Origin of the sequence: Acinetobacter sp. Marseille-Q1618 (assembly GCF_902809855.1) — a bacterium.
Classification (GTDB): Bacteria; Pseudomonadota; Gammaproteobacteria; order Pseudomonadales; family Moraxellaceae; genus Acinetobacter.
The window spans coordinates 729,608-755,503 of record NZ_CADDWJ010000002.1 but is presented as its reverse complement, the minus strand read 5'-3'; the positions used below and the strand labels follow the sequence as shown (position 1 = coordinate 755,503).

27 protein-coding genes and 1 pseudogene are annotated in these 25,896 nt (G+C 39.2%); 17 read left to right on the top strand and 11 right to left on the bottom strand.

Translation table 11 applies throughout. The features are described from left to right. Nucleotides 1-19 precede the first annotated feature (19 nt). Both HUS24_RS17130 and rph read right to left on the bottom strand, forming a co-directional pair. Nucleotides 20-154, bottom strand: a complete 135-nt coding sequence (locus tag HUS24_RS17130) for a hypothetical protein (RefSeq protein WP_302476103.1) — start codon at nucleotides 152-154, stop codon at nucleotides 20-22. Between the two features lie 148 nt (nucleotides 155-302). Then, on the bottom strand, nucleotides 303-1,019 hold the full coding sequence (rph, locus tag HUS24_RS10715) for a ribonuclease PH (protein WP_173912001.1): 717 nt from the start codon (nucleotides 1,017-1,019) through the stop codon (nucleotides 303-305). A gap of 503 nt (nucleotides 1,020-1,522) precedes the next feature. Here rph and HUS24_RS10710 point away from each other — a divergent pair. Continuing rightward, on the top strand, nucleotides 1,523-1,765 hold the full coding sequence (locus HUS24_RS10710; protein ID WP_173912000.1) for a hypothetical protein: 243 nt from the start codon (nucleotides 1,523-1,525) through the stop codon (nucleotides 1,763-1,765). A gap of 136 nt (nucleotides 1,766-1,901) precedes the next feature. Here the strand turns inward: HUS24_RS10710 and HUS24_RS17045 are convergent. After that, nucleotides 1,902-2,189 (bottom strand): annotated as a pseudogene (locus HUS24_RS17045) (acyl-CoA desaturase); the annotation flags it as partial. A gap of 47 nt (nucleotides 2,190-2,236) precedes the next feature. Here HUS24_RS17045 and HUS24_RS10705 point away from each other — a divergent pair. After that, nucleotides 2,237-2,737: an META domain-containing protein gene (locus HUS24_RS10705; RefSeq protein WP_173911999.1), complete on the top strand. Its 501-nt coding sequence runs from the start codon at nucleotides 2,237-2,239 to the stop codon at nucleotides 2,735-2,737. A gap of 297 nt (nucleotides 2,738-3,034) precedes the next feature. Here the strand turns inward: HUS24_RS10705 and HUS24_RS10700 are convergent, their stop codons facing one another. Both HUS24_RS10700 and HUS24_RS10695 read right to left on the bottom strand, forming a co-directional pair. Beyond that, nucleotides 3,035-4,171, bottom strand: a complete 1,137-nt coding sequence (locus HUS24_RS10700; protein ID WP_173912549.1) for an acyl-CoA desaturase — start codon at nucleotides 4,169-4,171, stop codon at nucleotides 3,035-3,037. A gap of 45 nt (nucleotides 4,172-4,216) precedes the next feature. Then, complete coding sequence (locus HUS24_RS10695) at nucleotides 4,217-5,236, bottom strand: flavin reductase family protein (RefSeq protein ID WP_173912548.1); 1,020 nt, start codon at nucleotides 5,234-5,236, stop codon at nucleotides 4,217-4,219. A gap of 191 nt (nucleotides 5,237-5,427) precedes the next feature. Here HUS24_RS10695 and HUS24_RS10690 point away from each other — a divergent pair, with 191 nt between their 5' ends. Continuing rightward, nucleotides 5,428-6,075, top strand: a complete 648-nt coding sequence (locus tag HUS24_RS10690) for a TetR family transcriptional regulator (protein WP_173911998.1) — start codon at nucleotides 5,428-5,430, stop codon at nucleotides 6,073-6,075. A gap of 69 nt (nucleotides 6,076-6,144) precedes the next feature. On the opposite strand, the gene HUS24_RS10685 is transcribed toward HUS24_RS10690, so the two are convergent. After that, on the bottom strand, nucleotides 6,145-6,753 hold the full coding sequence (locus HUS24_RS10685) for a thiol:disulfide interchange protein DsbA/DsbL (RefSeq protein ID WP_173911997.1): 609 nt from the start codon (nucleotides 6,751-6,753) through the stop codon (nucleotides 6,145-6,147). A 184-nt stretch (nucleotides 6,754-6,937) separates the two neighbouring features. Between HUS24_RS10685 and ubiG the strand changes: the two genes are divergently transcribed. The 13 genes from ubiG to HUS24_RS10620 all read left to right on the top strand — a co-directional run bounded on the left by ubiG (nucleotide 6,938) and on the right by HUS24_RS10620 (nucleotide 18,359). After that, nucleotides 6,938-7,654, top strand: a complete 717-nt coding sequence (gene ubiG, locus HUS24_RS10680) for a bifunctional 2-polyprenyl-6-hydroxyphenol methylase/3-demethylubiquinol 3-O-methyltransferase UbiG (protein WP_173911996.1) — start codon at nucleotides 6,938-6,940, stop codon at nucleotides 7,652-7,654. Continuing rightward, the gene (locus tag HUS24_RS10675) at nucleotides 7,651-8,340 is read left to right on the top strand and encodes an HAD family hydrolase (protein ID WP_173911995.1); all 690 of its coding nucleotides are present in this window, start codon (nucleotides 7,651-7,653) and stop codon (nucleotides 8,338-8,340) included. The genes ubiG and HUS24_RS10675 overlap by 4 nt, the downstream gene beginning before the upstream one ends. 30 nt (nucleotides 8,341-8,370) lie before the next feature. Beyond that, nucleotides 8,371-9,117: a YciK family oxidoreductase gene (locus HUS24_RS10670; RefSeq protein WP_173911994.1), complete on the top strand. Its 747-nt coding sequence runs from the start codon at nucleotides 8,371-8,373 to the stop codon at nucleotides 9,115-9,117. 168 nt (nucleotides 9,118-9,285) lie between these two features. Continuing rightward, on the top strand, nucleotides 9,286-9,441 hold the full coding sequence (locus HUS24_RS10665; protein WP_173911993.1) for a hypothetical protein: 156 nt from the start codon (nucleotides 9,286-9,288) through the stop codon (nucleotides 9,439-9,441). A gap of 270 nt (nucleotides 9,442-9,711) precedes the next feature. Beyond that, a complete protein-coding gene (locus tag HUS24_RS10660; RefSeq protein WP_173911992.1) occupies nucleotides 9,712-10,098 on the top strand; it encodes an RcnB family protein in 387 nt (128 codons plus the stop codon). A gap of 239 nt (nucleotides 10,099-10,337) precedes the next feature. Further along, complete coding sequence (locus HUS24_RS10655; RefSeq protein ID WP_173911991.1) at nucleotides 10,338-10,712, top strand: RcnB family protein; 375 nt, start codon at nucleotides 10,338-10,340, stop codon at nucleotides 10,710-10,712. 237 nt (nucleotides 10,713-10,949) lie between these two features. Beyond that, nucleotides 10,950-12,302 carry an amino-acid N-acetyltransferase gene (gene argA / locus HUS24_RS10650; protein ID WP_173911990.1) on the top strand — a complete coding sequence of 451 codons (1,353 nt, stop codon included), beginning with the start codon at nucleotides 10,950-10,952 and terminating at the stop codon, nucleotides 12,300-12,302. 332 nt (nucleotides 12,303-12,634) lie between these two features. Continuing rightward, nucleotides 12,635-13,594, top strand: a complete 960-nt coding sequence (locus HUS24_RS10645) for a sulfonate ABC transporter substrate-binding protein (protein ID WP_173911989.1) — start codon at nucleotides 12,635-12,637, stop codon at nucleotides 13,592-13,594. 95 nt (nucleotides 13,595-13,689) lie between these two features. Then, on the top strand, nucleotides 13,690-14,622 hold the full coding sequence (locus HUS24_RS10640) for a sulfonate ABC transporter substrate-binding protein (protein ID WP_173912547.1): 933 nt from the start codon (nucleotides 13,690-13,692) through the stop codon (nucleotides 14,620-14,622). Between the two features lie 18 nt (nucleotides 14,623-14,640). Then, a complete protein-coding gene (gene ssuD / locus HUS24_RS10635; RefSeq protein ID WP_173911988.1) occupies nucleotides 14,641-15,816 on the top strand; it encodes an FMNH2-dependent alkanesulfonate monooxygenase in 1,176 nt (391 codons plus the stop codon). Beyond that, nucleotides 15,813-16,622, top strand: coding sequence for an aliphatic sulfonate ABC transporter permease SsuC (ssuC, locus tag HUS24_RS10630; RefSeq protein WP_173911987.1), 810 nt, complete (start codon nucleotides 15,813-15,815; stop codon nucleotides 16,620-16,622). Before ssuD ends, ssuC begins: the two co-directional genes overlap by 4 nt. Before the next feature lie 11 nt (nucleotides 16,623-16,633). Further along, nucleotides 16,634-17,428 (top strand): ATP-binding cassette domain-containing protein, encoded by a 795-nt coding sequence (locus HUS24_RS10625; protein ID WP_173911986.1) that lies wholly within the window; start codon nucleotides 16,634-16,636, stop codon nucleotides 17,426-17,428. Nucleotides 17,429-17,747: 319 nt separating this feature from the next. After that, nucleotides 17,748-18,359 (top strand): TetR/AcrR family transcriptional regulator, encoded by a 612-nt coding sequence (locus tag HUS24_RS10620; RefSeq protein ID WP_065994550.1) that lies wholly within the window; start codon nucleotides 17,748-17,750, stop codon nucleotides 18,357-18,359. 72 nt (nucleotides 18,360-18,431) lie between these two features. On the opposite strand, the gene HUS24_RS10615 is transcribed toward HUS24_RS10620, so the two are convergent. The 5 genes from HUS24_RS10615 to HUS24_RS10595 form a co-directional block, all read right to left on the bottom strand. Further along, nucleotides 18,432-18,995, bottom strand: coding sequence for a 5'-nucleosidase (locus HUS24_RS10615; protein ID WP_173911985.1), 564 nt, complete (start codon nucleotides 18,993-18,995; stop codon nucleotides 18,432-18,434). 95 nt (nucleotides 18,996-19,090) lie between these two features. Further along, nucleotides 19,091-20,203, bottom strand: coding sequence for a molecular chaperone DnaJ (gene dnaJ, locus HUS24_RS10610; RefSeq protein WP_173911984.1), 1,113 nt, complete (start codon nucleotides 20,201-20,203; stop codon nucleotides 19,091-19,093). A 92-nt stretch (nucleotides 20,204-20,295) separates the two neighbouring features. Beyond that, the gene (locus HUS24_RS10605; RefSeq protein ID WP_173911983.1) at nucleotides 20,296-20,673 is read right to left on the bottom strand and encodes a hypothetical protein; all 378 of its coding nucleotides are present in this window, start codon (nucleotides 20,671-20,673) and stop codon (nucleotides 20,296-20,298) included. A gap of 136 nt (nucleotides 20,674-20,809) precedes the next feature. Beyond that, nucleotides 20,810-23,944: an efflux RND transporter permease subunit gene (locus tag HUS24_RS10600; protein ID WP_173912546.1), complete on the bottom strand. Its 3,135-nt coding sequence runs from the start codon at nucleotides 23,942-23,944 to the stop codon at nucleotides 20,810-20,812. Between the two features lie 11 nt (nucleotides 23,945-23,955). Next, nucleotides 23,956-25,059 (bottom strand): efflux RND transporter periplasmic adaptor subunit, encoded by a 1,104-nt coding sequence (locus HUS24_RS10595; RefSeq protein ID WP_173911982.1) that lies wholly within the window; start codon nucleotides 25,057-25,059, stop codon nucleotides 23,956-23,958. Between the two features lie 209 nt (nucleotides 25,060-25,268). Here HUS24_RS10595 and HUS24_RS10590 point away from each other — a divergent pair, with 209 nt between their 5' ends. Beyond that, complete coding sequence (locus HUS24_RS10590) at nucleotides 25,269-25,889, top strand: TetR/AcrR family transcriptional regulator (RefSeq protein ID WP_173911981.1); 621 nt, start codon at nucleotides 25,269-25,271, stop codon at nucleotides 25,887-25,889. Nucleotides 25,890-25,896 lie beyond the last annotated feature (7 nt).

Genomic DNA, 25,896 nt, shown 5'->3' with positions numbered 1-25,896 from the left:
TGAGTTACCTTAGTTATTTTTATGGTGCACAGTGTGCTTTACAGGTGGATGGTTTTGGTGGCTGAGGTGTTGTCGAATGATCGTCATTATCATCATTACATGCACTGAGTAACATGCTCATACTTGTAATTAACACGAGAAAGATATTTCGCATTTGTCTATCCATGAATTAAAGATAGGCATAGTCAATAGGACAGCAATGACAATAGGGTGAAACTTTAATGTCAGTTTTATGAAGTTGTTTTTTCATTCCGCAAATAAAAAACGCATCCGAAGATGCGTTCATTTTCAAGCGAATGAAATTACCAACCTAATGCTTCTTGTTGTTTTTTCACGAGTTCTGCAATACCTTTTTCCGCCATTTCGAGCATGGCATTTGATTGTGCACGGGTGAAGGGTTTTTCTTCAGCAGTCCCTTGAATTTCAATAAACTCACCTGCTTGGGTCATCACCACATTTAAGTCTGTTTGGCAATTCGAGTCTTCTTCGTAGCAAAGATCAAGTAGGACTTCGTCCTTATAAACCCCAACAGATATTGCCGCAACCAAACCTTTTAAAGGATCTTGTTTAATTTTTTTCTTTTCAAGCAATACGTTCATGGCATCAATCAAAGCCACTGCTGCGCCTGTAATTGATGCTGTACGTGTGCCACCATCGGCTTGGATCACATCACAGTCGATGGTAATGGTATTTTCGCCCAGTTTTTTAAGGTCAACCATCGCACGTAAGCTACGACCAATCAAACGTTGGATTTCTTGCGTACGTCCAGATTGTTTACCACGTGCAGCTTCACGGTCACTACGGGTATGAGTCGAGCGTGGTAGCATGCCGTATTCTGCAGTTACCCAACCTTGTCCTTGTCCTTTAAGGAAACGTGGTACTGAGTTGTCAATACTCGCAGTACACAGCACTTTTGTATGACCAAATTCAACCAATACAGAACCTTCTGCATAACGTGTGTAGTTACGGGTGATTTTGACATCACGTAATTGGTCTAATGCACGTTGGTCAAGACGCATAGTAAATCCTTCGTTTACTGAAAAATAATGCGACATAGTATAGCAGATGATAAGGAGATGGTTTTGTTACAAGATGGTGTTTTTGGCATGGGGAAATAAAAATACAGTTTATCTAAAATTTCTCAGACAAAGATACAGTATAAAACTTATGCCTTAGGTAACATGTGATAAAGATTAATAATTAAATTTCGCATAAGCGCCATTATGTTAATTTTAGAATTTCTAATATGTAAGAGTATAATGATATGCAAACTATAAAGGTCTGCGGATTAACATATAATTGGACTACTTATAAAACTTTAAACTTCAAAGAAATACATGGATTAAATTTTGATAATGATGAAATTGAAGTTCTAGAAATTTAAAGTCCAGATTGTGATTTTCATATTGTTATTCGTATAGATACACATAAATATCTAAGATTATCAGAAAACTATAATTGGCTTAAAAAAATCCTAAGATGTCCGAAACATCACTCTATTTATATTCGTTATTTGATGAGCATGCTCATTCTCGGAACGTATTTTTCTAAAAAATATCATATCGCTCAAGTTGGAATAAGATTGTATCTTGCTCGACATAGGGTTCGTCAAATTGGTGAGGGAGAAATCGAAAATAAACATGTTGAAAAACTTATACAATTTATCAATAGTGACCGCTTTAAACCATACATAACAAATTCTAGTGGAACAGCTATTTTAAGAGAAGCATCTGAAAATGAAGTAATTGAAATACCCTCCATTTAACATAATACACCTTATGCGAAATAATTTTAATTTTTTATAAATCCTAGCCTTATGGCGCATTTAAAAAGTCCAAATCTACTAATCTGAGTTTTTTTATGGATTATTCATGTTCCACGCGTACTTGTAACTTAAATCTTCAAAGCATTTTTAAGATAGTTAAACTAAGCAAATATCCCTTCACTTTTTGCACTGACTGCATGATTTTAGAACGCATGTCATCTAGCAAAGAGCACTTGGCTAAACGCACCCAAACACTTCAGTACTGTTGAAAGAAATTTGCTTCATTATAATAGTTGATACCATATTCTATACATAGAGTCGGAATCTTTGGTGCGAGCTATGCATAGCAATTAACAGGCATATCTGGGAACAAATGATGCCCAATTTGATGGATTAAATGACCACTTAAAATATGCAACCACTCATATTCCATTAAAAAGACGATTACTCATTATTATATGGACAATAACAATGACGAGAATATTTCTACTGGCATTCCTCATTGGGCTTTTGAGCGCTTGTCATAAGCCTTCATCAGCCGATCAGTTAAAGATGCAAGAATTACAAGCGATGTCGTTTAGTGAGGAGACCTTGGCGCAATTTTCTTGGCAATTGGTCGAGGCAACAGATGCGAATGGTCAACGTATAAATGCGTTATTTTTGACTTCAAAACCAGACCAATCCATCACACTAAAATTTGCAAATAAGACGCTGTATATTGATCATTTGTTTTGTAATATAAATTCGATTGGTATTCATTTTAAGGACAATCATTTATATGTTGGACAACCGATTATTGCCACAATGATGGGTTGTCCTGATGATATCACCTTACGTGAAACTACGATGATAGATATTCTGGTGAATGATCCTACATTGTATCTTCAATCTCGTAAGAGACAGGTACAACTCATTATCGAAACACCAAAAAAAGATAAACTGATTTTTAACGGTGTTCAGATCGAAAAGTAATCTAAATCTGTGCAGTATACTGATGAAAATCATACGGTAAAGTTCAATATCAGGAAACCCAACGGAATGTTAGGTTTCTTTGTTTCGTTTAGACAAATGTTAAAGCTATTAAAGCATTAGGTGACATTCTAAATTGGGTTCTGACGCATGTATGTGAAATAAATAGCATAAATTTAAATCAATCAATATATTGAGACCCTATAAAAAGCCCAGTTTAGTTAAACTAGGCTTTTTCCTATCTTTTTCACGTTCCACGCATATTTGTAACTTAAATTTTCAAAGTATTCTTAAGCGAAACTAAGCAAAAATACCCTTCACCTTCGCAAAAGACTGTGTAATTTTAGTCGTCATATTATTTGGCAAAGAACACTTGGCTAAACGCATCCAAACACTCCAAAACTGCTGAAAGAAATTTGCTTCATTATAGTGAATACCATATTCAGCACATAAAGCCTTGATCTTCGGTGCAACTTCCACATAACGGTTGGCAGGCATATCAGGGAATAAATGATGCTCAATTTGATGACTCAAATTCCCACTTAAAATATGTAACCACTCTGCCCCGCTAAAATTACTTGAACCACGAATCTGACGTAAATACCACTCGGCACGTGTTTCATTTTCAGTATTATCAGACTCAAATGTTTCTGCATCTTCAGTAAAATGCCCATTAAAAATCACTGCTGATGCCCATAAACTGCGGATGATATTTGCGACTACATTTCCTGCAAAAACTGGAATTGCATTTGGTCCCGCAATTACAGGAAAAAACACATAATCTTTTAAAATTTGACGGCGAGCTTTTTTGCGAAATTTTGCAGCATCCGCCCACACTTGCTTCCAAGTCTTGGTCTTATAAACCAAAACATCTTCCAAATGCAGATTTTGCACCCCCACATACCACTCAAAAAACACCATGAGTTGAATCGCTAAAGGAATATTAAATAAAAAGCGTGGTTCCCATTTTTGCGACTCACTCACACGCAGTAAACCATAACCCACATCATGATCCATACCGACAATATTGGTATAGGTGTGATGCACATAATTATGCGTATATTTCCAGTCATCCCCTGTCGCCATGGTGTCCCAGTCATAATTTGCACCATTCAAACTTGGATCATTGAGCCAATCAAACTGACCATGCATCACGTTATGACCAAGCTCCATATTTTCCACGATTTTGGAAATACCCAATAAGCCTGTGCCAATTACCCACACAGGGGGTAACCAACCTGCAAACATCAACATGCCACGTGAAGCAATTTCACTATAACGGACAAAATTACGGATTTTATAAATATATTGCGCATCTTGTTCACCTAAACTATCCATCACTTCACGGCGAATCTCATCGACACGTTGACCAAACTCAATGATTTGTTCAGGGTTTAAGTGTTTAGATTTAGAGGAATTTTCAAAATTTACGGACATATTCATTGTTTTTCTCCCGATTTTTTAAATACTGCGATAAATTGATTAAAGGTTAATGACCACTGGACTCAGTGCTTGGCTAATACACAACTTGATTTGGGTATTGGCAGCATGGTCGATTTCACCTGTGAGCATATTTTTCGTTGAACCACTGACTTTGGTACAGGTACAGGTATTACACATCCCCATGCGGCAACCATGTGTAGGTTTTAAGCCTGCTTGTTCAGCACTTTCAAGTAGATTGGTTTTGGCTAAAAATTGTTGTTGTGAGCGCAAGAAAGTCACGGATTGTTCGGCTAAGCTTTCATCTGCAAGCACTTGAAAATATTCTTGTTTGAGCTGATTTTGTATTTTTAAATCAGTATAAATCTGCTGAAGACTTTGCATCATACTGTTTGCACCACAAGCATAGGTTTGACGCTGTTTAAAATCAGCAACGTATTGTTCAAGCAGTTCAACATTTAAATGTTGTTGGGTTTTTAAGGTATTAAAATGTTGATAGCTGAGCTGGGGATATTGTGTCGCCAGTTGTTGTAATTCTGAATGAAATGCCTCATCTCGACTAAAATACAACATCGAAATTTCACACTTTGACTGCTTTAAAGCGACCTGTAAGAGTGAATAAATTGCGCTAATACCACTGCCTGAAGCAATCAATAATAATGCGGTATGATCTTGGCTTAGCGTGAATTCACCTTGTGCTTGTGAAATTTCTACAATGCTGCCAAATGCAAGCTCAGAAAGCGCTTTGGACACTTTTCCTTGACGTTTCACTGCCAAAATAATGTCACCATTGGCTAAAATTTTGACGATGGAATAATGACGTTGCTGACGTACACCTTCAATCACCACTGTGACTAAAACACTTTGCCCTGCTTGTAATTGTTGATATTTAAAATTACGGTTTGGACGTAGCTCAATTTGATAAAAATCAGGACTAAGTGCCCGAGTTTTGACGATGGAAGCTTTGACTTTTTTCCACGCCCAAAGCGGATTGATCTTTGCTGCGATAAAATCAACGAAATCTTCACGCACCCATTCAGGTTGATATGACATCGCTTGCATTGCTATTGGTTTACTCATGTTGCGTTCCTCTTTATGCTGGCTATTTATTGAGTGAACATACGTTCTTTTAGTGAACAGTCGTAAACTATACTTATTTTTAAATTCAGTCAACACCTGTTCACTGACATTCGTCGTTTAATTTGTAGCTTTATTTGCTAAACTCTTGTCATCGCAAAAATGAAGGTGAAACAATGTCAATTCGGGATGAACGCAAACAGCAAAGTCGTCAGGCTTTACTTGATGCTGCGCTTAGCTTAAGCACATCAGGTCGTTCATTTGCGAGTATCAGCTTGCGTGAAGTAGCACGTGAAGTGGGTTTAGTGCCTACAGCGTTTTATCGACATTTCCAAGACATGGAAGAACTAGGCAAAGAGTTGGTCGACCAAGTGGCGTTGTATTTAAAAAATGTTTTGCATCAACTTGCCCAAGGTTTGGCTTTGCCTGAAGCTAAAACCCAAACCACGATGGATTTATTTTTTGAAGCGGTTGAACAACATCCGCAACAGTGGATTTTTATGATTGCAGAACGTTGGGGCGGTTCAGAGGCTGTACGACATGCGATTGAGCGAGAAATTCATTATCTCAATGATGACCTCAGCAGCAATTTAAAAAAATTAGAAATTTTTGAACATTTCCAAAACGAAGATGACCTACATGTTTTCACCAGTTTACTGATCAACTCTTCTTTTACATGGGCAATGTCATGGCTCAGCTTAAGTCGACAATATTCTGGAATTGAGTTGGAATTACAAAAAATGGTGTTTAAGAAGCAGTCTGTGACTCAAATCCGCTTTATTTTTAGAGGTATTTTAAATTGGGAAAGCGCTAAAAGGAGCTAATGCGAAGCTTCAATTTCCCAATCATAAAAATAAACCCGCTTGTTGCGGGTTTATTGGTTTTTTAAACCCTTATTTACGTTCTTTATTGATTAAGTATTCAACCACTTGCACGACTTTTTGGTCTTCACCTTGTACCACATATTTACCATTCACTACGACTGCTGGGACACCGCTAAGCTGATATTGCTGCGCCAGTTTGTTCGCTTGTGATACTTTGGCAGTGATCGCAAATGAATTATAAGTGCTGTTAAATTTCGCTTCAGGAATACCATATTTGGTAAAGAACTTAGCAAATTGATCTTTTTGTAGAATTTGCTGACCCGTACCATTGGCATGGAATAATGGTAAATGGGTACGTTTACGCACGCCAAGTGCTTCAGAAACAAAGTATGCACGAGCGCCTTGTTCCCAAAGTGGATTCATAGAAGCAGGTGTACGCACAAAGTTTACATCTTTAGGAATTTTTTTCAGCCATGCTTGCATATATGGTTCTAATTTAAAGCAGTGTGGGCAACCGTACCAAAAGAATTCACGCACTTCGATTTTGCCAGGCACATCGACTTTGCCAGGATTTTGCACCACGGTATAATCTTTTCCAGCAACAAAATCGGCCGCCATAGCATTTACAGAAAATGCCATCAGCATGGTCGTCATACTACTTAAAATTAACTTTTTCATTTCAGTTTTTGTCCTCTAATATCATTTTGTCTAGCTTATGCAGTAACTATAAAACAAATATGGGAAAATCGTTTTCCTTCTGTGAACTTTTTTACACGATTCATCGCTTTTTTCAGAATTATGGGTACACTAGCATAGTTAAACTTAATTTTTTATTAAAACAAATGACCCAGAGGTGGCTCCCATGTCGCAACTCAATGTTGATCCACAAGAAATTGCAAAATTCGAAGCACTTGCAGCCTTATGGTGGGATCAGCACGCAGAGTTCCGCCCATTACACCAAATTAATCCACTGCGTTTAAACTGGATTGATGAACATGCGGGCGGTTTAACAGGTAAAAAAATTCTTGATGTCGGCTGTGGCGGTGGTATTTTGGCTGAAAGCATGGCACGTCGTGGTGCAGATGTACTTGGTATCGATATGGGCGCTGCGCCTTTGAATGTCGCTCGTTTACACGCAGAACAAGAAAATGTACAGAATATCGAATATCGCCAAATCCCTGTAGAACAACTCGCTGAAGAACAAGCAGGTCAATATGACATCGTGACTTGTATGGAAATGTTGGAGCATGTGCCTGATCCAGCATCGATCATTCAAGCATGTCAAAAACTGGTCAAACCGAATGGTCATGTGTTCTTCTCGACCATTAACCGTAATCCAAAATCTTATTTATTTGCCATTGTTGGTGCAGAGTATGTTTTACGTTTACTTAAACGTGGCACACATGATTATCATAAATTCATTAAGCCTTCTGAGCTTGCACATGACATCCGTGATGCAGGTTTACAACTCAAAGATATGACAGGTTTACACTACAACCCATTGACCAAACATTATTGGTTAGCACCAAATGTGGATGTCAACTATATGGTGTATACGATCAATGAGTCTGCTCAATGAAAGCAGTACTGTTTGACCTAGATGGAACTTTGATTGATACCGCAGCCGATTTTATTCGCATTATTCAAAATATGTGTTATGAAAAAGGCTGTGAGATTGCTGATGCTGCCTTGATCCGCACGCAAGTGTCTGAAGGCGCACGAGCAATGGTGAAACTGGTTTATCCTGAACTAGAAGTGGATGACCCTGTATTTTTAGCTCATCGTCAACGCTTTTTAGATATTTATGGCGCAGATATTGCAGTAGATACTGACTTATTTGCAGGCATGTATCCGTTGTTAGAGGATTTGGAGCAACATCAAATTCCGTGGGGTATTGTCACCAATAAACCGCGTTGGCTCAGTGAAACATTGCTAAAAGCTTTAAATTTAACTGAGCGTTGTGCAGTGTTGGTATGTCCTGAAGATGTCAAACATACCAAACCTGATCCAGAGCCGATGTATTTAGCTGCAAAGCACTTGAAGATTGATGCGAAACAGATTATTTATGTAGGTGATCATCCACGAGATATTGATGCAGGTCGTAATGCCCAGATGTACACCATTTTAGCGGCTTATGGGTATTTACCTTTGCAACATAAAGACGATTTAAATGCATGGCACGCTGATGATATTGTCAATAATGTCACTGAGCTACATCATGCCATCAATACCTTAGTAGGTATCGAACGGAATGCAAAAATATAATGACAGCATAACAACTATAGGAGGTCTCCCATGAAATATTCTGAATATCAACCTCGCCCAGATTTACTCAAGGATAAAATTATTCTGATTACGGGTGCGGGAGACGGTATTGGACGTGCCGCAGCACTGAGTTATGCCCTACATGGGGCAACCGTGGTTTTACATGGTCGCACGCTCAACAAACTCGAAGTGATTTATGATGAAATCGAATCTTTAGGCGCGCCACAACCTGCAATTTTACCTTTACAGCTCTCGACCGCATCACCTCGAGATTATGAACTGCTGGTACAGACCTTAGAGCAACAGTTTGGTCGTTTAGATGGTATTTTGCATAATGCTGGTATTTTAGGCGAACGTGTACAACTGGCGCATTATCCAGAAGAAGTTTGGGATGATGTGATGGCTGTGAATTTACGTGCGCCTTTTATTTTGACCCAAGAATTAATGCCGCTTTTAGAAAAATCTGAAAATGCCTCTGTCGTTTTTGCAAGTTCTGGTGTGGGACGTGAAGCACGTGCTGAATGGGGTGCTTATTCTGTCTCAAAAATTGCCATTGAGGCTGTCAGCCAAATTTTTGCAAAAGAACGCACTTATCCAAATATTCGTTTTAATTGTATTAATCCAGGTGGCACACGGACAGCAATGCGTGCCAAAGCCTACCCAGCAGAAGATCCGAAAACTTTACCAACACCTGAAAACATCATGCCGGCTTATTTATATTTGATGGGTGAAGACAGTATTCATATGAATGGTCAAAGTATTGATGCACAAGATTAAAAGCCAATTCTTTTAAATCATCCGAACACTCGCTATTTTAGAAATGGTGGGTGTTTTTATTTAAAATCTATTTTCCCAATCATAAATATAAAATTATTCGGTTTTTCAAATTAATCAAATGTTCTTATCATCAATCATCTTTTAAATATTTAGAGATGAGGTCATCTTATGGCAGATCAAAAACGTAAAGTAGAATTAATCCAACGTATCGAACAATTTCAGCTTCCTTGTCATCTCATTTTGGCTTTGGATGATGCTGAGCAAGCCGCGCTGGTGATTGAAGCAGTACAATGTTTAGAAGATATGTCAGCACAATGGTATTAAAAATATGTTATCTAACATTTGAAGCCTAAAATCTATTTTGTTTGATCTGTTATAGATACACTCGACATATTTTTTTAAAACTTGTCGACTAAAAACAGGATTGAACATAGGCGTAAGCCGTCTTTTTATTATATGATGCTCGGAAATAATCTTATTTGTTCTTATTATCTCTGTATTTTTAAAGGAATAGTCAATTTTTCTTCACAGTTTCTCTTCAATTTTCTTGTAGAGTAATCAGAGTAAAAATAACGATATTCAAGAGGGCTTATCATGAAAAAGATGTTGACTGCATTAGCAATTTCTTTCAGTGTTTTGGCTACAACAACGACAATGACGCATGCAGGTCCACATCGTGATGGTTATGAACAACGTGGTCAAGGTCATAAAAAAGGATTTCGTGATTTTCAACAGGATGAAGACCAAGTCAGAGAACAACGTCGTGAACGTGAAGAACGAGGTGTTCGTCGTTTACAACAGCATAAATGGCAAACAGGTTATGTGATGCCGCAGCATTATCGTGGTAATAGTTATAAAGTCGATTATAAAGACAATAACCTTCCAAAGCCTTCTCGTAATCAACAATGGTATAAGGTTAACAATGATTATATTTTAGTCGATTCTGAGAATAATAATATTGTCGGTATTCGTGGTATGTAGTTGTTATTTTTACTCTTTTGCTCAAGTCTATGCTTGGGCTTTTTTGTTTTTTGAGAGTCCTAAATAACACACCCAAAATTATTTTGGATGGATTAACTTAAGATCTACGCAAGCACAATCATACTCTTCATCAAATCTTCATACATTTCACAATTCAACTAAATCTCCCTCACCATTTATCTCCAATTTTTTCGTACTTTTATTTCATCGAAATAAATCTAAATGAAATGGAGTATCTCATGAACAAAGTATTTACCAGCATCGCTTTATCGATCAGTGCCTTGATTGCGACCTCAGCAATTGCTGCACCCCATGACCATCAAAACAATTATCGCTATGCCCAGCAAGCAAAATGGGATCAAAAACATGATCACCGTTGGAATCAAAACAACCACCATGATCGCTATGAGCGTAATCAACGCGTAAATCCAAGTCGTGAATGGCGCTCAGGGCAGTATTTACCAAGCCAGTTCAGCTCATCACGTTATCAAGTAAATTATAAAAACTATCGCCATTTGTCTAAACCAGGCAAATATCAACAATGGTACAAAGTGAATGGTGATTATGTATTAGTGAATGAGCGCAATAACCGTATTATTCGTATTATTGGCTAATCTGCGTATTATCAAAATTACATCAAGTAAAGCCCAATTATTTGGGCTTTGTTACACATAGAGAGTCTTAAAAGTCACAGATCACAAAACTGTCAAACTTATCCGCTAATTTAAAATACTCTCCCAACACCTTATGTTTTTCCCAAAGAACATAAGGTGTTTTTTTATCAGGCTATGCCGAGCCTGCATTTTTTGTTTAGAATTGTCGATTGAACATGACACATTGAGATAGGCAACATGCAACCTGAACATTCTGAAATCACTCACGGCACAACACCACAATATGTGCATTGGTTTCGCCATTCAGCGCCCTATATCAATGCTCATCGTGGTAAAACTTTTGTGCTGATGTTTGGTGGTGAAGCAGTTCAACATGAAAATTTCCAACATATTATTCATGATATTGCCCTTCTGCACTCACTCGGAATTCGTTTAATTTTAGTGCATGGCGCACGCCCACAAATCACACAAAATTTACAAGAAAAAGGTATTCAAAGCCCGATTCATCTCAATCGCCGTGTAACCACACGTGAATCGTTAGCCTCTGTAATGAATGCAGTTGGTTCTATTCGCTTGCAAATCGAAGCATTGTTGTCGATGGGATTGGCTAACTCACCCATGTTTGGCGCACGGATCGATGTAGTCTCTGGTAATTTTGTCACCGCAAAACCCTATGGCATTCGTGATGGGGTGGATTTTCAACTTACAGGCGAAGTGCGTAGCATCGACACGGAAGCAATTCAACGTCATTTAGCAAACCATAATATCGTGGTTCTAGGTCCAACAGGTTATTCCACCACAGGCGAAGTTTTTAATTTATTGGCAGAAGAAGTTGCCACCAAAACAGCCATTCATTTAAAAGCAGATAAACTGATTTTCTTGGGCAACCAGCAAGGTTTGTTGGATGAACAGGGACAATTATTACGTGAAATCACGCCACACCAGCTTGATCAACATATTTTGAAATACCAAAATTCAAATGATGAAATTGCTTTGCATTTACAAAATGCCAAAGAAGCCTCGCTTAAAGGCGTTCATCGTGTGCATTTGCTGTCTTATGCTTATGATGGCGCATTGATTGAAGAACTATTTACTCGTGATGGACATGGCACCATGATCACCGATGCGCATTATGAAGAAGTGCGTATGGCAAATATTGCTGATGTAGGTGGTTTGATCAACTTGCTACGACCACTCGAAGAAGAAGGAATTTTGGTCTATCGTTCCCGTGAACGTTTAGAGAACGAAATCGGACAGTTTGCTGTGATTGAGCGAGATGGAACAATTTTGGCTTGTGCTGCACTGTATCCAATTCCATCGTCAGCAAATGAAATAAAATCTGCTGAAATCGCTTGTGTTGCAGTCCATCCAAGCTATCGCAAATCTAATCGTGGAAGTCAAATTCTGCATTTCTTAGAAGAAAAAGCCAAACAAATGCAAATTCAGCAGTTATTTGTGTTAACCACACGCACAGCACATTGGTTTTTAGAGCATGGCTTTGCTGCTGCCAATGTTGATGAATTACCTGAAGCACGCCAAGCTTTATATAATTATCAACGTAATTCAATGGTGTTTAATAAACGGATTTAAGCCTAAAACATTGGGTTTTTATCTTCATTTTTGCTAAGGATATTCATTTAAGACTATAAAATGGCTGATTTTATCCTTAGCAAATCTGCGAATGTGTATATATTTTTATTTCATAAAATTATTTAAATTATTATTTTCAATAACTTATAAAAATAATTTAAATTTTAAATTTGTTTTTTATTTGCATAATTTTAGATAACTTTTCCATTTTTATTTTTATCTTTTTTTTTCATGTCTAATCATCGAAATCTTATTTTTTTGAAAATACGATTTTCTCTAAGCTGATGCTCATTCACTTTTTTACGATTTAAAGTTTTAGGAGCATCTCGTTCATGGCGCATATTTTTCAACCTTCTTGGAAAAAAATCACCATTCTCGGTAGTAGTCTTGCTGCGATCATGATGCTCTCTGCATGTTCAAAACAACAGGAAACCACGACTTTAAATATTGGTTATCAAAAATATGGTTTGTTACCGATCATCAAAGCACGTGGTGACTTAGACAAGGCCTTGAAAGAAAAAGGCGTTAATGTGAAATGGGTCGAATTCCCTGCGGGCCCACAACTGCTTGAAGGTTTAAATGTCGGTAGCGTGTCTTTTGGTGAAGCAGGTGAAGCGCCACCAATCTTTGCACAAGCGGCAAACTCAAACTTGGTTTATATCGCCAATCAACCTGCTGCACCCAAAGCAGAAGCGTTGATCGTTCCAAAAGATTCAGCGATTAAAACTGTACAAGACTTAAAAGGCAAAAGAGTTGTTTTAAATAAAGGCTCTAACGTGCATTACTTACTGTTAAAAGTTTTAGAAGCCAATAACTTAAAACTTGAAGACATTGAAGTGGTGTACCTACCTCCTGCCGATGCACGTGCTGCTTTTGAAAAAGGTGCAGTCGATGCTTGGGTAATCTGGGATCCATTCTTTGCAGCAGCAGAACAACAACTCGGTGCGCAAGTTTTGGCAACGGGAGAAAATCTTGTCAGCAACCATCAATTCTATCTCGCAGACCGTAAGTTTGCCGAGCAGCATCCTGAGATTTTAAAAGCTGTGGTCAATGAATTAAATACCACCACGCAATGGGTTTCTCAGCATCAAGTCGATGCAGCCAAGCTCTTAGAAAAACCAACAGGTTTACCCCTAGATGTGTTGAATACTTCGATTTCTCGTATGGGTTTTGGCGTGAAACCAATTTCCAATGACGTTGCAAAAGAACAACAGTTTGTCGCGGATGCTTTTTATCAACAAAAACTCATTCCAAACAAAATCAATATCCAAGCTGCCATTTTGGCAAATTAAATTCATGTGAAATAACATTTATAGAGGATACACCCATGACCCAACATCAAAAAAATACACACGCAACATCATGGTTAAACGCTTCAGGTCATGGCATGACCGCCATGTTACTTGCCTGTGCGATGTTGGGTTCAACAGCCGTTTGGGCAGTTGATCCAAGCGTGCAACAATTACGCATCGGTTTTCAAAAAAGCTCGATTAATTTTGCCGTTGCCAAACAGCAAAAACTGTATGAAAAAGAATTTCCAAATGCCAAAATTTCTTGGAATGAATTTCCCGCAGGCCCACAGATTTTAGAAGCTTTGGCAGTAGGTTCAATCGATGTGGGCGTAACAGGTGACACACCACCTGTTTATGCACAAGCTGCCAATAAACCTTTGTATTATATCGCCTATGAAGCAGCAAAGCCTTTGGCTTCAGCCATTTTAGTGCCTAAGGATTCAAAACTCACCCAGTTAAGTGATTTAAAGGGCAAACGTATAGGCTTACAAAAAGGCTCTAGTGCGCATTATTTACTGGTACAAGCCGTTCGCAAAGCTGGCTTGCAATGGACAGATATTCAACCGATCTGGCTGACACCAGCTGATGCACGTGCAGCATTCCAAAAAGGTGCAATTGATGCTTGGGCGATCTGGGATCCCTATTTTGCTTCTGCGCAACTAGAAGACCAAGCCAAAGTTCTGGTTTCAGGTAAAGGTTTAAGTCCAAATTATACCTTTTATTTGGCATCTACCTCTTTTGTTAAACAACATCCTCAGGCAGTAAAAGGCATTATTCAACAAATCAATACTGCCGATAAATGGGTACAAGCAAATCGAAGTGCAACAGCACAATTGATCGGACAAAGCACAGGTTTAAAACCAAATGTAAGTCAGGTTTTTATTGACCGCCGCCCACGACCTTCTGCTGCTGCACCTTTGACAGCCAAAGTCATTGCAGATCAGCAACAGTTAGCGAACCGCTTTGCTGAACTCAAGATTATTCCCAAACCGATCAACATTAAGCTAGCCGTTTGGACTGGCAAATAATTTAAAAGGATTCAAGTCATGAAAATTTTTTGGTTTATTCCAACGCACGGTGATAGTCGTTATTTAGGTACAAGTAAAGGTGCGCGCCAAGTTGACCATGCTTATATGAAGCAAATCGCTGTTGCAGTCGATAATCTCGGTTATGAAGGTGTTCTTATTCCTACAGGCCGTTCTTGTGAAGACCCTTGGATTACAGCAGCGAGTTTGATTGATGCGACAAAAAATTTAAAATTCTTGGTGGCGCTACGTCCAGGTGTGACCACACCCGCCCTTGCAGCACGCATGGCGGCAACTTTTGATCGTTTATCGAATGGGCGTATTCGACTTAACCTTGTCACAGGTGGTGATGAACAAGAACTTAAAGGCGATGGTTTATATGAAGACCACGCTACTCGCTACAAAACTGCTGCCGAATATACCACCATTTGGCGTGAAATTTTAAAACGCTCCCATACTGGTGAAGCATTTACCTTTCATGGTGAACAGTTAAGTGTAGATGATGCAAAATTGCTTTATCCGCCAATACAAAAACCGTATCCACCATTATGGTTTGGTGGTTCTTCTGAGGATGCCATTGAACTTGCAGCAGAACAAGTTGACACCTATCTCACTTGGGGTGAGCCACCTGCTGCAGTCAAAGAAAAAATTGCGGCTGTCAAAGCTAAGGCAGATGCTAAAGGTCGCACGCTCAACTACGGTATTCGTTTACATGTCATCGTACGTGAAACCAATGAACAAGCATGGCAAGCTGCTGAAGAGCTCATTCAATATGTCGATGATGCCACCATTGCTGCTGCACAGAAAAAATTCAAAGAAATGGATTCAGTGGGTCAGCGCCGTATGGCTGAGCTGCATAATGGTGACCGCACAAAACTTGAAGTATCGCCTAACCTATGGGCAGGTGTCGGCTTAGTGCGTGGTGGTGCAGGAACGGCTTTGGTGGGTGATCCACAAACTGTTGCCGATCGTATCCAAGAATATGCTGATCTGGGTATCAGTACCTTTATTTTCTCAGGTTATCCGCATTTGGAAGAATCCATTCGTTTTGCTGAGTTGGTTTTCCCATTGTTGCCATTAGAAACACGTGAAAAACTTGCTCAACCGAATTTAACAGGTCCTTTTGGTGAAATCGTGGCAAATAACTATGTTCCCGAAGAAACTAAACATAAAAAACCTGAAAAGGAGCTTGCATGACTGCCTTAACTCAAAATAAGCGCAATGCAGTTTCACGTGGAACACAACAATTCGGGCAGCGTTTGCTGCCTTGGATTGTGCCAATTCTACTGATTATTGTTTGGCAAGTTGCTTCAAAAACAGGACTGCTCGAAAGCCGTGTGCTACCAGCACCCAGTGCGGTGGTGAGCGCATTTTGGACGCTACTGGTAAGTGGCGAGCTTTGGCAACATGTCAAAGTCAGTGCTGGTCGTGCATTACTCGGTTTGTTAGTAGGTGGTGGTTTGGGCTTATTGCTTGGGCTACTCAATGGATCATCTAAAGTCGCTTCAAATCTACTGGATACTACTCTACAAATGATCCGAAATATTCCTGCCTTAGCATTGATTCCTTTAGTGATTCTTTGGTTCGGAATTGATGAATCAGCCAAATTATTTTTGGTGGCTGTAGGGGTGTTTTTCCCGATTTATATTAATACTTATCATGGCATCCGTTCCGTTGATCCACAGCTGATCGAAATGGGTAAAAGTTATGGTCTGACACGTTGGCAACTGTATAAAGATATTATCTTACCTGGTGCTATGCCCTCTATTTTGGTCGGACTTCGCTTCGCCTTAGGTTTAGTTTGGGTTCTTCTGATCGTTGCTGAAACCATTTCCGCACAGTCAGGCATTGGTTATATGACCATGAATGCACGAGAGTTTTTACAAACAGATATCGTTTTAGTCGGCATATTACTCTATGCGCTACTAGGAAAATTAGCCGATGTATTGGCGCAATTATTAGAACGTTATTTATTACGTTGGCATTCAGGTTATCAAAAATAAGGAACAAGATCATGACGGATTTAAGTATCAGCCAATATGTAAATGATTTAAATATCACAGAACAGACCCAACCAAGCCCAGCGAAAACAGGTGCAGAAATTCAGATCGAACAACTGCACAAATTTTATGATGAAGTTAAAGTCTTACAAGACCTTGATCTCAATATCGAAGCTGGGGAGTTTGTGGCTATTGTAGGGCGTAGTGGCTGTGGTAAAAGTACATTATTACGACTCATTGCAGATTTAGAACAGCCAAGTTATGGCGAAATCAAGTTTAAATCTTTGCAAAATTTTCGTGAAGGCATTACCTCTGATGATATTCGTGTGATGTTCCAAGACCCTCGCCTTTTACCGTGGAAAAATATTTTAGATAATGTGCAACTCGGATTAGACAAAACACAGCATGACAAAGCCGAACAGCTCTTAGAAAAAGTCGGCTTAAAAGAAAAAGCCAAACTTTGGCCTTCACAACTTTCAGGTGGACAGCGTCAACGTAGTGCCTTAGCACGTGCTTTGTCCCATACACCTCGTGTTCTATTGTTGGATGAACCTTTGGGCGCACTAGATGCACTCACCCGCTTAGACATGCAAAATCTCATTGAAAAATTATGGCTTGAACAAGGTTTTACCACAATCTTAGTCACGCATGATGTCAGTGAAGCAGTTCAACTCGCTGACCGCATCATTTTGCTAGATCAGGGACATATTGCACAACAATTCAAGGTGGATTTACCGCGCCCTCGTCAAAAAGGTGCTCAATTTGCTGAACTTGAGCAACAAATCTTACAGGCTGTATTGTCGACTTAATTACAAAGCAACAACTTAAATTGAGCATCAAGTTGTTGCTTGTCTATGCTTAAAATTTGTTAAATTCTCTTAATAGTGTTAAATGCTTCAAAAAAATTAAAATTAAAATAATCTTAAAAAAATACAATTGCTTGATTAAATCGTGCAATAATTTAGTTTTACTTTCCTGAATATAAATTTAAAAAATGTACTTATATTATTACATAATAAAACTTTATAATAAAAACCAAGAATATTTAAAAATAGTCGACCAGACCTGTGCACAAATCAGACATTTTACCGTACAATTTAGACGTTATTTTTTTGACTCAGTGATGCGATGGAACAAAAAAAGAGTGCGCAAAAAAGACAGCAGTTACTCAATGCAGCATTAGACGTATTTTCAATCTACGGATTTAATGGTGCAAGTCTTGAGGAAATTGCTCAGCTTGCCGAAATGCACAAATCCAATATTTTCTATTATTATGAAAATAAAGAAGCCTTGTATGTTGAAGTTTTGACAACTGTCATGCAAAAGTGGCTTGCACCTTTACAAATGTTAGAAGCAGATTTAGAACCTGTTGAAGCATTAAGTCATTATTTGATGACGAAAATTGAAATTTCTCGTACACAGCCAAAAGCCTCTAAACTTTTTGCCTTAGAGATTATTCAAGGTGCGCCTCATATTTTACCGATTTTGAAAGGTCCACTGAAAAAATTATTTAAGCGTAAAGCAAAAGTAATTTCGACTTGGCAAGAGCAAGGTAAAATCTCCGATCAAATTGATCCTGAACTGCTGATTATTAATATTTGGGGTTTAACTCAAAATTATGCAGATTTTGCTACGCAAATGGAGATGGTGACAGGTAAGACTTTAAGAAATAAAAGTATGTGTCAACGAGCGATTGAACACACAATTCATATGATTTTATATGGTGTTATTCCACGCTAATTTTAGACTGCAAGCGAAACTTTGTTTTGGCATACGACCATAGAATGCTATGGTCGCCAGAATCTTTATATTTTAAATACTTTGATATAAGCCTAATAGTTTTTGTGCACCTAACAATAGATTGTCTTCCCAATCTAAATGTGCGGTTTCATTGGCACCATCCGTAATATATTTCACAGAAATCAAACGAACGCCTAATTTTTTACAAACTTTTGCCAAAGCATAGCCTTCCATATCGACTAAGTTACAAGCTACTTTAGGTAAATTAACCTCAAAATTATCACCTGTACCACAAATACCTTTAGGTAAATCTTGAAAATAAGGTTCTAACTGAATCGCACTCGGAAAATGTTCATCCATTGGCGTTACGCCGACTTCAAAACCTAAAGGCGAAACATCCATATCCCGTTGCACAAAGGTCGTGACTTCTACCAATTCATGCGCATTAAATACTGAACTGCCTGCTGTGCCTAAGTTAAGCAGAGTTTTACACTGGGTTTGTTGAATAATTTCAAATGCTTTAAATGCTGCATTCACTTTACCAATACCGCTATAGTGCACAGCAATATTTTCCTGTTCAAATAAGCCCTTCGACTCACTCGCCAATGCCATGACTAAGGCTAAATCTTGTTTCATACTTTTACATCAATACTTTATCAGTGGAATAAAAAACTTACATATAAAAAAGCCAACTTTAAATAAAGCTGGCTTTTTCTTGTTTATCCGTTATTTTAGTCAAATAAACGATCAAAGAATGATTTTTTCTTAGGCGATGATTTATTGTCATCACCATCCATTGTGGTTTGTAACTCTTTCAATAACTCACGTTGACGTGCTGTTAAATTCACAGGTGTTTCAACCACGATACGACACAGTAAATCGCCTTGCATATTATGGCGAACTGGTTTCACCCCTTTACCACGTAAGCGGAACATTTTACCTGTTTGTGTGCCTTCAGGAATTTTCAAACTGACACGACCTTCTAAAGTCGGAATTTCAATTTCTTTACCTAAAGCGGCATCTGCAATGCTTACAGGCACATCCATATACAAGTCTGCACCGTCACGTTGGAAGATTTCATGCTCACGCACCACAACTTCAACGTATAAATCGCCTGCTTGACCATCACGAATCGCTTCACCTTTACCTGTTAAGCGAACGCGATCGCCATTGTCCACACCCGCTGGAATGGTAACTTCAAGCGTTTGCTGACGGTCTTTGACACCTGAGCCATGACATGAATTACATGGATTCTTAATGATTTTACCTTGTCCACGACAAGTGCTACAGGTTTGCTGTACAGAGAAGAAACCTTGTTGCATACGGACTTGACCCGTACCATGACACGTTTTACAGGTTTCAACATCATTTGGATTTTTAGAACCTTTACCATCACAAACTTCACATGGTGCAGGTGCGGTAAAAGTAATGGTTTTTTTCACCCCTTTTACTGCTTCTTCTAAAGTAAGCTCCATCACATAGCGTAAGTCCGAGCCTCGGCGTTGACGTTGTTGGCTACGACCACCGCCACCAAAAGCGCCACCGAAAATATCACCGAACTGACTAAAAATATCTTCTGCGCTAAAACCGCCACCGAAGCCACCGCCACCCATGCCGCCTTCAAAGGCTTGATGCCCCATACGGTCATACATGCTGCGTTTTTCACTGTCAGATAACACTTCATAGGCTTCAGCAGCTTCTTTAAACTTTTCTTCTGCTTCAGCGTTGTCTGGGTTACGGTCTGGATGATATTTCATCGCCAACTTACGGTAGGCTTTTTTAATTTCATCATCACTAGCGGTTTTAGAAACGCTTAAAACCTCATAATAATCACGTTTAGCCATGATTGGCGATGCTCCACAAAATTTGATAAATCTTTACTGCCAAGTAGAATGGGGACGACCATCCACTTTTACAAGCGTACTGAAAGAAAAAATTAGAATGCGGCTTTACTTTTTAAGTATTTACTAAAACCTTTGAGCCATGCATTGAGTAGATATAACCATGAAATAAGACTAAAAATGACCCCAATAACGGTACATGCTTTTACCCAAAGCATAGAATCCCAATAAAAGAAAATCAAAGGAATAAACCACAACGCAGCAAATGCAGCCAAGATCAAAAAAATCACCACACTACGCATGACCCATAGGGCTTGTGCATGAATCCATACTTCAGCATGTTCAGCCATAGCAACTTTTCGGGCTAAAAAATACGAGAAAATAGCGCTAATGATGGTAAATAATGCGAGAAACATAAAGACGTAAGAAATCGTCATATAACGACGATGTTGTTTGAGATTGTCTTGCCCCATAGGTGATTTTTATACCTCAATCCATCACATTATTTTTACATGTCTAGTGTGGAAACGTCTAATGCGACTTACTGTAAAAGATTAGGTGCTACTATATTGAATTTTTCAAAATTTCGCACCTAAATTTCACACATTTCTAAGAAGATTTTGCGTGTTTTTGGACTTTAAACCATGCAGCATAAAGCGCTGGTAGAAAAAATAATGTTAAAAGTGTCGCAATTATTAAACCACCCATAATCGCCACTGCCATTGGCCCAAAGAAAATACTTCGAGATAATGGAATCATTGCCAAAACCGCAGCCAGTGCCGTGAGGATAATCGGTCTAAAACGACGCACTGTGGCATCCAAAATTGCATTCCACTGATCTTGTCCTGAACGGATATCCTGTTCGATCTGATCAATCAAAATCAGCGAATTACGCATGATCATGCCTGACAAGGCAATGGTACCGAGCATCGCCACAAAACCAAACGGTTTATTTAATAACAGTAAGAATAGCACCACGCCAATTAAACCCAATGGCGCAGTTAAAAATACGATGAATGAACGTGCCATACTCTTGAGCTGAATCATCAGCAAAGTAAACACCACCGCCAAGAATAATGGCATTCCCGCATTCACCGAGTTTTGTCCTTTGGCAGACTCTTCCACCGTACCCCCGACTTCAACCAAATAACCATTCGGTAACTCGGCACGCAGTTGATCCATTTTTTCAGAAAGTTCATTCACCACCGTTGCAGGTTGTAATTTCGTACGAATATCCGCACGTACCGTAATGGTTGGTAAACGATTGCGATGCCAAATCAGACCATCTTCAAATTTATATTGAATATTGGCAATTTGTGATAACGGTACAGAACCGCCATTCGTCGTAGGTACTGCTAAATTTGCCAATGCACCAACTTCAATGCGTTCTGCTTGATCTCCCCGTAAGCGAATATCAATCAATTCTCGTTTTTCACGATATTGATGAATGGCTACACCACTGATTGAGCTATTTAAGAAATTAGCAATATCAACAGTGCTCACACCCATTTGACGGGCACGATCTTGGTCGATCTGTAAAGAAATAATTTTACTTGGTTCACCCCAATCTAAATGTACGTTGGTGGTATTTGGGTTTTGCCCAACAATAGCTGATACTTGGTGTGCAAGTTGACGTACTGTATTTAAATCCTCACCTGAAACACGATATTGGATCGGATAACCTACGGGCGGGCCATTTTCCAATAAAGACACACGGGTACGCACTTGAGGTAATAATTGACGAATTTGCGTATCTAAAGACTTACGAATCTCATCTCGATCATCCAATGAAGATGCCAAAACCACAAACTGTGCAAAACTCGCTTGTGGTAACTGTTGGTCTAAAGGTAAATAAAAGCGTGGCGAACCTGTACCCACATATGCCACGTAATTATCAATACCCTTTTGTTTCGCTAAGAATGCCTCAACTTTCTTCACCGCTTGTTCAGTTGCCAGCAAAGAAGCACCTTCTTCCAATTTTAAATCCACCAAAATTTCAGCACGATTGGATGGCGGAAAGAATTGTTGTGGCACGAGTTTAAACATCATCACAGACAAAACAAATACAGCGGTTGTAATGGCGATCACGGTTTTACGATAGGTCACACACCAATTCACTAGCTTTCTAAAACTTTGATAAAACTTGGTTTGGTAAGGATCATAATGCTCACCCACATGATGCACGATTGCTTGTGGCTCAGGCTGTTTGCGCCAACGTGCCCATAAACGTTGATACCACGGTGCTTTTTGTGCTTCCTTAGTAAAATCAGGTAAAAGTTTATCACCCAAATACGGCACAAATACCACTGCCGCCACCCAAGACACAATCAAAGCAATGGTCACGACTTGGAAAATCGAACGGGTGTATTCCCCTGTACTGGATGCTGCGGTTGCAATCGGTAAAAAGCCTGCCGCAGTAATCAACGTGCCTGTCAGCATTGGAAATGCGGTACTTGTCCAAGCATAGCCTGCGGCTTTGATCCTGCTATAGCCTTGTTCCATTTTGATTGCCATCATTTCAACCGCAATAATAGCATCATCGACCAACAAACCTAAGGCGAGAATCAACGCTCCTAAGGAGATTTTATGCAGTCCAACATCAAACAGATTCATGCCTGCAAAAGTCATGGCAAGAACTAATGGAATGGAGAATGCCACCACCAAACCTGTACGGAAACCCAGTGAAAAGAAACTCACCAGCAATACGATAATGACTGCTTCAGCCAAGACTTTGATAAATTCTTGAATACTGCGCTGTACCGCCACAGGTTGATCCGATACTTTTTGCAGTTGCATGCCGAGCGGTAAAGTTTTTTGTAAATGCTTAAACTCCGCTTCAAGATTTTTCCCTAAGGCAATGATGTCACCGCCTTTGCGCATAGATACTGAGATGCCAATACCATTTTCGCCATTAAAGCGCATACGAGGTTGGGCAGGTTCACTAAACCCACGATAAACCTCTGCCACATCTGCCAATTGAATGGTTTTATTACCCACCAAAAGTGGCATTTGTTTGAGATCATCAACGGATTTTAAAGCACCACCAACACGCACTTGGATACGGTCTGAACCTGTTTCAAAAAAGCCTGCACTCGCCATGCTATTTTGTTTTTGTAAAGCATCTTGAATGGCAGTGATAGGAATACCCAGTTGTGCAGCTTTGGTATTGGACAGTTCAATCCAGATTTTTTGATCTTGTAAGCCGACAAGTTCAACTTTGCCTACATCTTTGACCCGTTGTAGTTGTAGCTGCAAACGGTCCGCATATTCTTTTAAAGTGGCATAGTCAAAATCTTTACCTGTTAAAACGTAAATATTACCGAAGGTGTCACCAAATTCATCATTAAAAAATGGACCTTGTACACCATTCGGCAGTTGATGTTGGATATCACCTACTTTTTTTCGGACTTGATACCAAGCGTCAGGAATTTGATTGGACTTTAAAGAATCTTTGGCAACAAAAGTCACCATCGACTCTCCTGGACGAGAGTAAGCAGCAATACGGTCATATAGTCCCGTACTCATCAATTGTTTTTCGATCCGATCGGTAACTTGCAAAGACACTTCTTCTGCAGTTGCCCCCGGCCAATAGGTTTGTACCACCATCACTTTAAAGGTAAATGGGGGGTCTTCACTTTGAGAAAGTTTAGAATAAGAAAATATGCCGACAATCCCGAGTAGGATCATAAAATAAAGAACTAAGCCTTTATTTCTGAGCGCCCATTCAGACAGGTTAAACTTCATGCTTTGGCTCATTACTTCGCTCCTGCTTGAAGATTAACCGCACGATTTTCACGATCGACTGGTTTTATTTTTTGTTTTTCACGCAGTAAATGCACACCGCCAATCACCACCCAATCATTTGCATTCAAACCTGTTAAAATTGGTACGCTGTCCCGCCCATATGCACCGAGTTGCACAGCTACTTTACGAATGGTTTGGTTGTTATTGACCACCCAAACATAAGGCTGATCATTATTTGCTGAAACACTGGATAACGGCACACTCAGGACATTACCTACATTTTGATTAAAAAATACCCGCGCACTTTGCCCAAGTTGAATCATCGATTGTGCTTCTTTAAGTGCTACTTTGACACTGAAAGTACGAGATTGATCTGCCGCAGGTGATATTTCACGGACATAGGCTGCAAATTTATCTTGCGGTTTTGACCATAAGGTCACCCATGCATCTTGTCCAACTTTGATTTGCCCAATCGCTTGCTCAGGAACCCCAATCACCACATCACGCTCACCATCAATCGCCAATTGATAAGCTGCCTGCCCTGCTGCAACGACTTGACCCACTTCAATATTACGCTGGGTAATCACCCCATTTTTATTGGCAAGTAATTGGTTATATTGGGTTTGATTTGCAGCCACTTGATAGTTGGCTTGTGCTTGTTTCAATGTTGATGCAGCAGCGTCATATTGATTTTTGACTGCATCATATTGTGAACGACTGACTGCATTGCTTGGTAGAAGTTGTTGAAAACGTTTAAATTCATCGCCTGCGATTTTGACTGAAGATTGTGCATTTTCCAGTTGAGCTTTGGCTGAGTTAAGCTGTAATTGCGCATCTTTCACATCCAGTCTAGCCAAAGTCTGCCCGACTTTGACCCGATCTCCAACATCGACATAACGTTCTGTAATTTGTCCACCTACCCGAAAAGCCAATGCGGTACTCTGGCGTGCTTGCACATCACCCGCATAACTTTTTTGCTCTTCATGCGAGGTGATCGGTTGAGTCACCATAACAAAAGGGACTTGTTCTGCTTCGGGTTCAGGCTTTTGACATCCCACCAAAACTACACTACAGATCACTATCATACTGATAATGCTTGACTTTAAAATACTCATACGCAAGGCTCTTATTGAAACGTTTTTTTTCGGGCAGAATAGAGATGAGGCAAATGAATGTTTTATCTATCTCGTGATTGGTCACATAGCGATGAACGTTCAATTACACACATAAAGTGTTCACTTTTTAATTAATATACCGCAAGGTACATTAATTAAAAATAACAACAAAAGTAAATGACCTATTTGACTTTTTTTTGGAAAATTTAGTGCAAGCACATGTTGGTCGTCCAAAGGACTTAGAAAAGCGAAAACTGATTTTAGAAGCAGCTAAGGCTTTGTTTTTATTACATGGTTATCATGGTTCAAGCATGAACCAAATCGCCAAAGCTGCAGGTGTGACTAAATTAACGGTTTATAATCATTTTCAAGACAAAGAAAATTTATTTACCTGTGCCATTGAAGAAACCTGCGAACAATCCATTAATGCCCGACCATTAGGTCTAAACGCACACAGTGATTTTAAAGCCTGTTTTTATCAAGCCTGTGAATTGGCAATGAATATTATCTATTTACCTGAAGCGATTAAACTCGATCATTTATTGTTAGAACTGGCTGCCGAAAAAAATCCGCTGGCACTACAATTTTATAATGTCTCGCACCAACGCATGTGCAGTGTTTGGCAAGACTTTTTTCAACAAGCCACTACGTTTAAATTTATTCGCGCTGATGTTATCGAGAAACAAACTGATCTCATCTTGTCTTTGTTATTGGGAGTGCGTCATCATGAAGTTTTACTCGGTATTCGCCCTTCGCCTGATCAACATGAAAAACAGCTGATCATTCAAGACAGTATCGATTTATTCCTTTTACGCTATAGCTTTGTGTAAATGTATT

Bases quoted from the DNA above. Each gene is read 5' to 3' on its own strand.
- HUS24_RS17130 (WP_302476103.1), bottom strand. From the start codon at position 154: ATGCGAAATATCTTTCTCGTGTTAATTACAAGTATGAGCATGTTACTC.
- rph (WP_173912001.1), bottom strand. From the start codon at position 1,019: ATGCGTCTTGACCAACGTGCATTAGACCAATTACGTGATGTCAAAATC.
- HUS24_RS10710 (WP_173912000.1), top strand. From the start codon at position 1,523: ATGCTCATTCTCGGAACGTATTTTTCTAAAAAATATCATATCGCTCAA.
- HUS24_RS10705 (WP_173911999.1), top strand. From the start codon at position 2,237: ATGACGAGAATATTTCTACTGGCATTCCTCATTGGGCTTTTGAGCGCT.
- HUS24_RS10700 (WP_173912549.1), bottom strand. From the start codon at position 4,171: ATGTCCGTAAATTTTGAAAATTCCTCTAAATCTAAACACTTAAACCCT.
- HUS24_RS10695 (WP_173912548.1), bottom strand. From the start codon at position 5,236: ATGCAAGCGATGTCATATCAACCTGAATGGGTGCGTGAAGATTTCGTT.
- HUS24_RS10690 (WP_173911998.1), top strand. From the start codon at position 5,428: ATGTCAATTCGGGATGAACGCAAACAGCAAAGTCGTCAGGCTTTACTT.
- HUS24_RS10685 (WP_173911997.1), bottom strand. From the start codon at position 6,753: ATGAAAAAGTTAATTTTAAGTAGTATGACGACCATGCTGATGGCATTT.
- ubiG (WP_173911996.1), top strand. From the start codon at position 6,938: ATGTCGCAACTCAATGTTGATCCACAAGAAATTGCAAAATTCGAAGCA.
- HUS24_RS10675 (WP_173911995.1), top strand. From the start codon at position 7,651: ATGAAAGCAGTACTGTTTGACCTAGATGGAACTTTGATTGATACCGCA.
- HUS24_RS10670 (WP_173911994.1), top strand. From the start codon at position 8,371: ATGAAATATTCTGAATATCAACCTCGCCCAGATTTACTCAAGGATAAA.
- HUS24_RS10665 (WP_173911993.1), top strand. From the start codon at position 9,286: ATGGCAGATCAAAAACGTAAAGTAGAATTAATCCAACGTATCGAACAA.
- HUS24_RS10660 (WP_173911992.1), top strand. From the start codon at position 9,712: ATGAAAAAGATGTTGACTGCATTAGCAATTTCTTTCAGTGTTTTGGCT.
- HUS24_RS10655 (WP_173911991.1), top strand. From the start codon at position 10,338: ATGAACAAAGTATTTACCAGCATCGCTTTATCGATCAGTGCCTTGATT.
- argA (WP_173911990.1), top strand. From the start codon at position 10,950: ATGCAACCTGAACATTCTGAAATCACTCACGGCACAACACCACAATAT.
- HUS24_RS10645 (WP_173911989.1), top strand. From the start codon at position 12,635: ATGGCGCATATTTTTCAACCTTCTTGGAAAAAAATCACCATTCTCGGT.
- HUS24_RS10640 (WP_173912547.1), top strand. From the start codon at position 13,690: ATGACCGCCATGTTACTTGCCTGTGCGATGTTGGGTTCAACAGCCGTT.
- ssuD (WP_173911988.1), top strand. From the start codon at position 14,641: ATGAAAATTTTTTGGTTTATTCCAACGCACGGTGATAGTCGTTATTTA.
- ssuC (WP_173911987.1), top strand. From the start codon at position 15,813: ATGACTGCCTTAACTCAAAATAAGCGCAATGCAGTTTCACGTGGAACA.
- HUS24_RS10625 (WP_173911986.1), top strand. From the start codon at position 16,634: ATGACGGATTTAAGTATCAGCCAATATGTAAATGATTTAAATATCACA.
- HUS24_RS10620 (WP_065994550.1), top strand. From the start codon at position 17,748: ATGGAACAAAAAAAGAGTGCGCAAAAAAGACAGCAGTTACTCAATGCA.
- HUS24_RS10615 (WP_173911985.1), bottom strand. From the start codon at position 18,995: ATGAAACAAGATTTAGCCTTAGTCATGGCATTGGCGAGTGAGTCGAAG.
- dnaJ (WP_173911984.1), bottom strand. From the start codon at position 20,203: ATGGCTAAACGTGATTATTATGAGGTTTTAAGCGTTTCTAAAACCGCT.
- HUS24_RS10605 (WP_173911983.1), bottom strand. From the start codon at position 20,673: ATGGGGCAAGACAATCTCAAACAACATCGTCGTTATATGACGATTTCT.
- HUS24_RS10600 (WP_173912546.1), bottom strand. From the start codon at position 23,944: ATGAAGTTTAACCTGTCTGAATGGGCGCTCAGAAATAAAGGCTTAGTT.
- HUS24_RS10595 (WP_173911982.1), bottom strand. From the start codon at position 25,059: ATGAGTATTTTAAAGTCAAGCATTATCAGTATGATAGTGATCTGTAGT.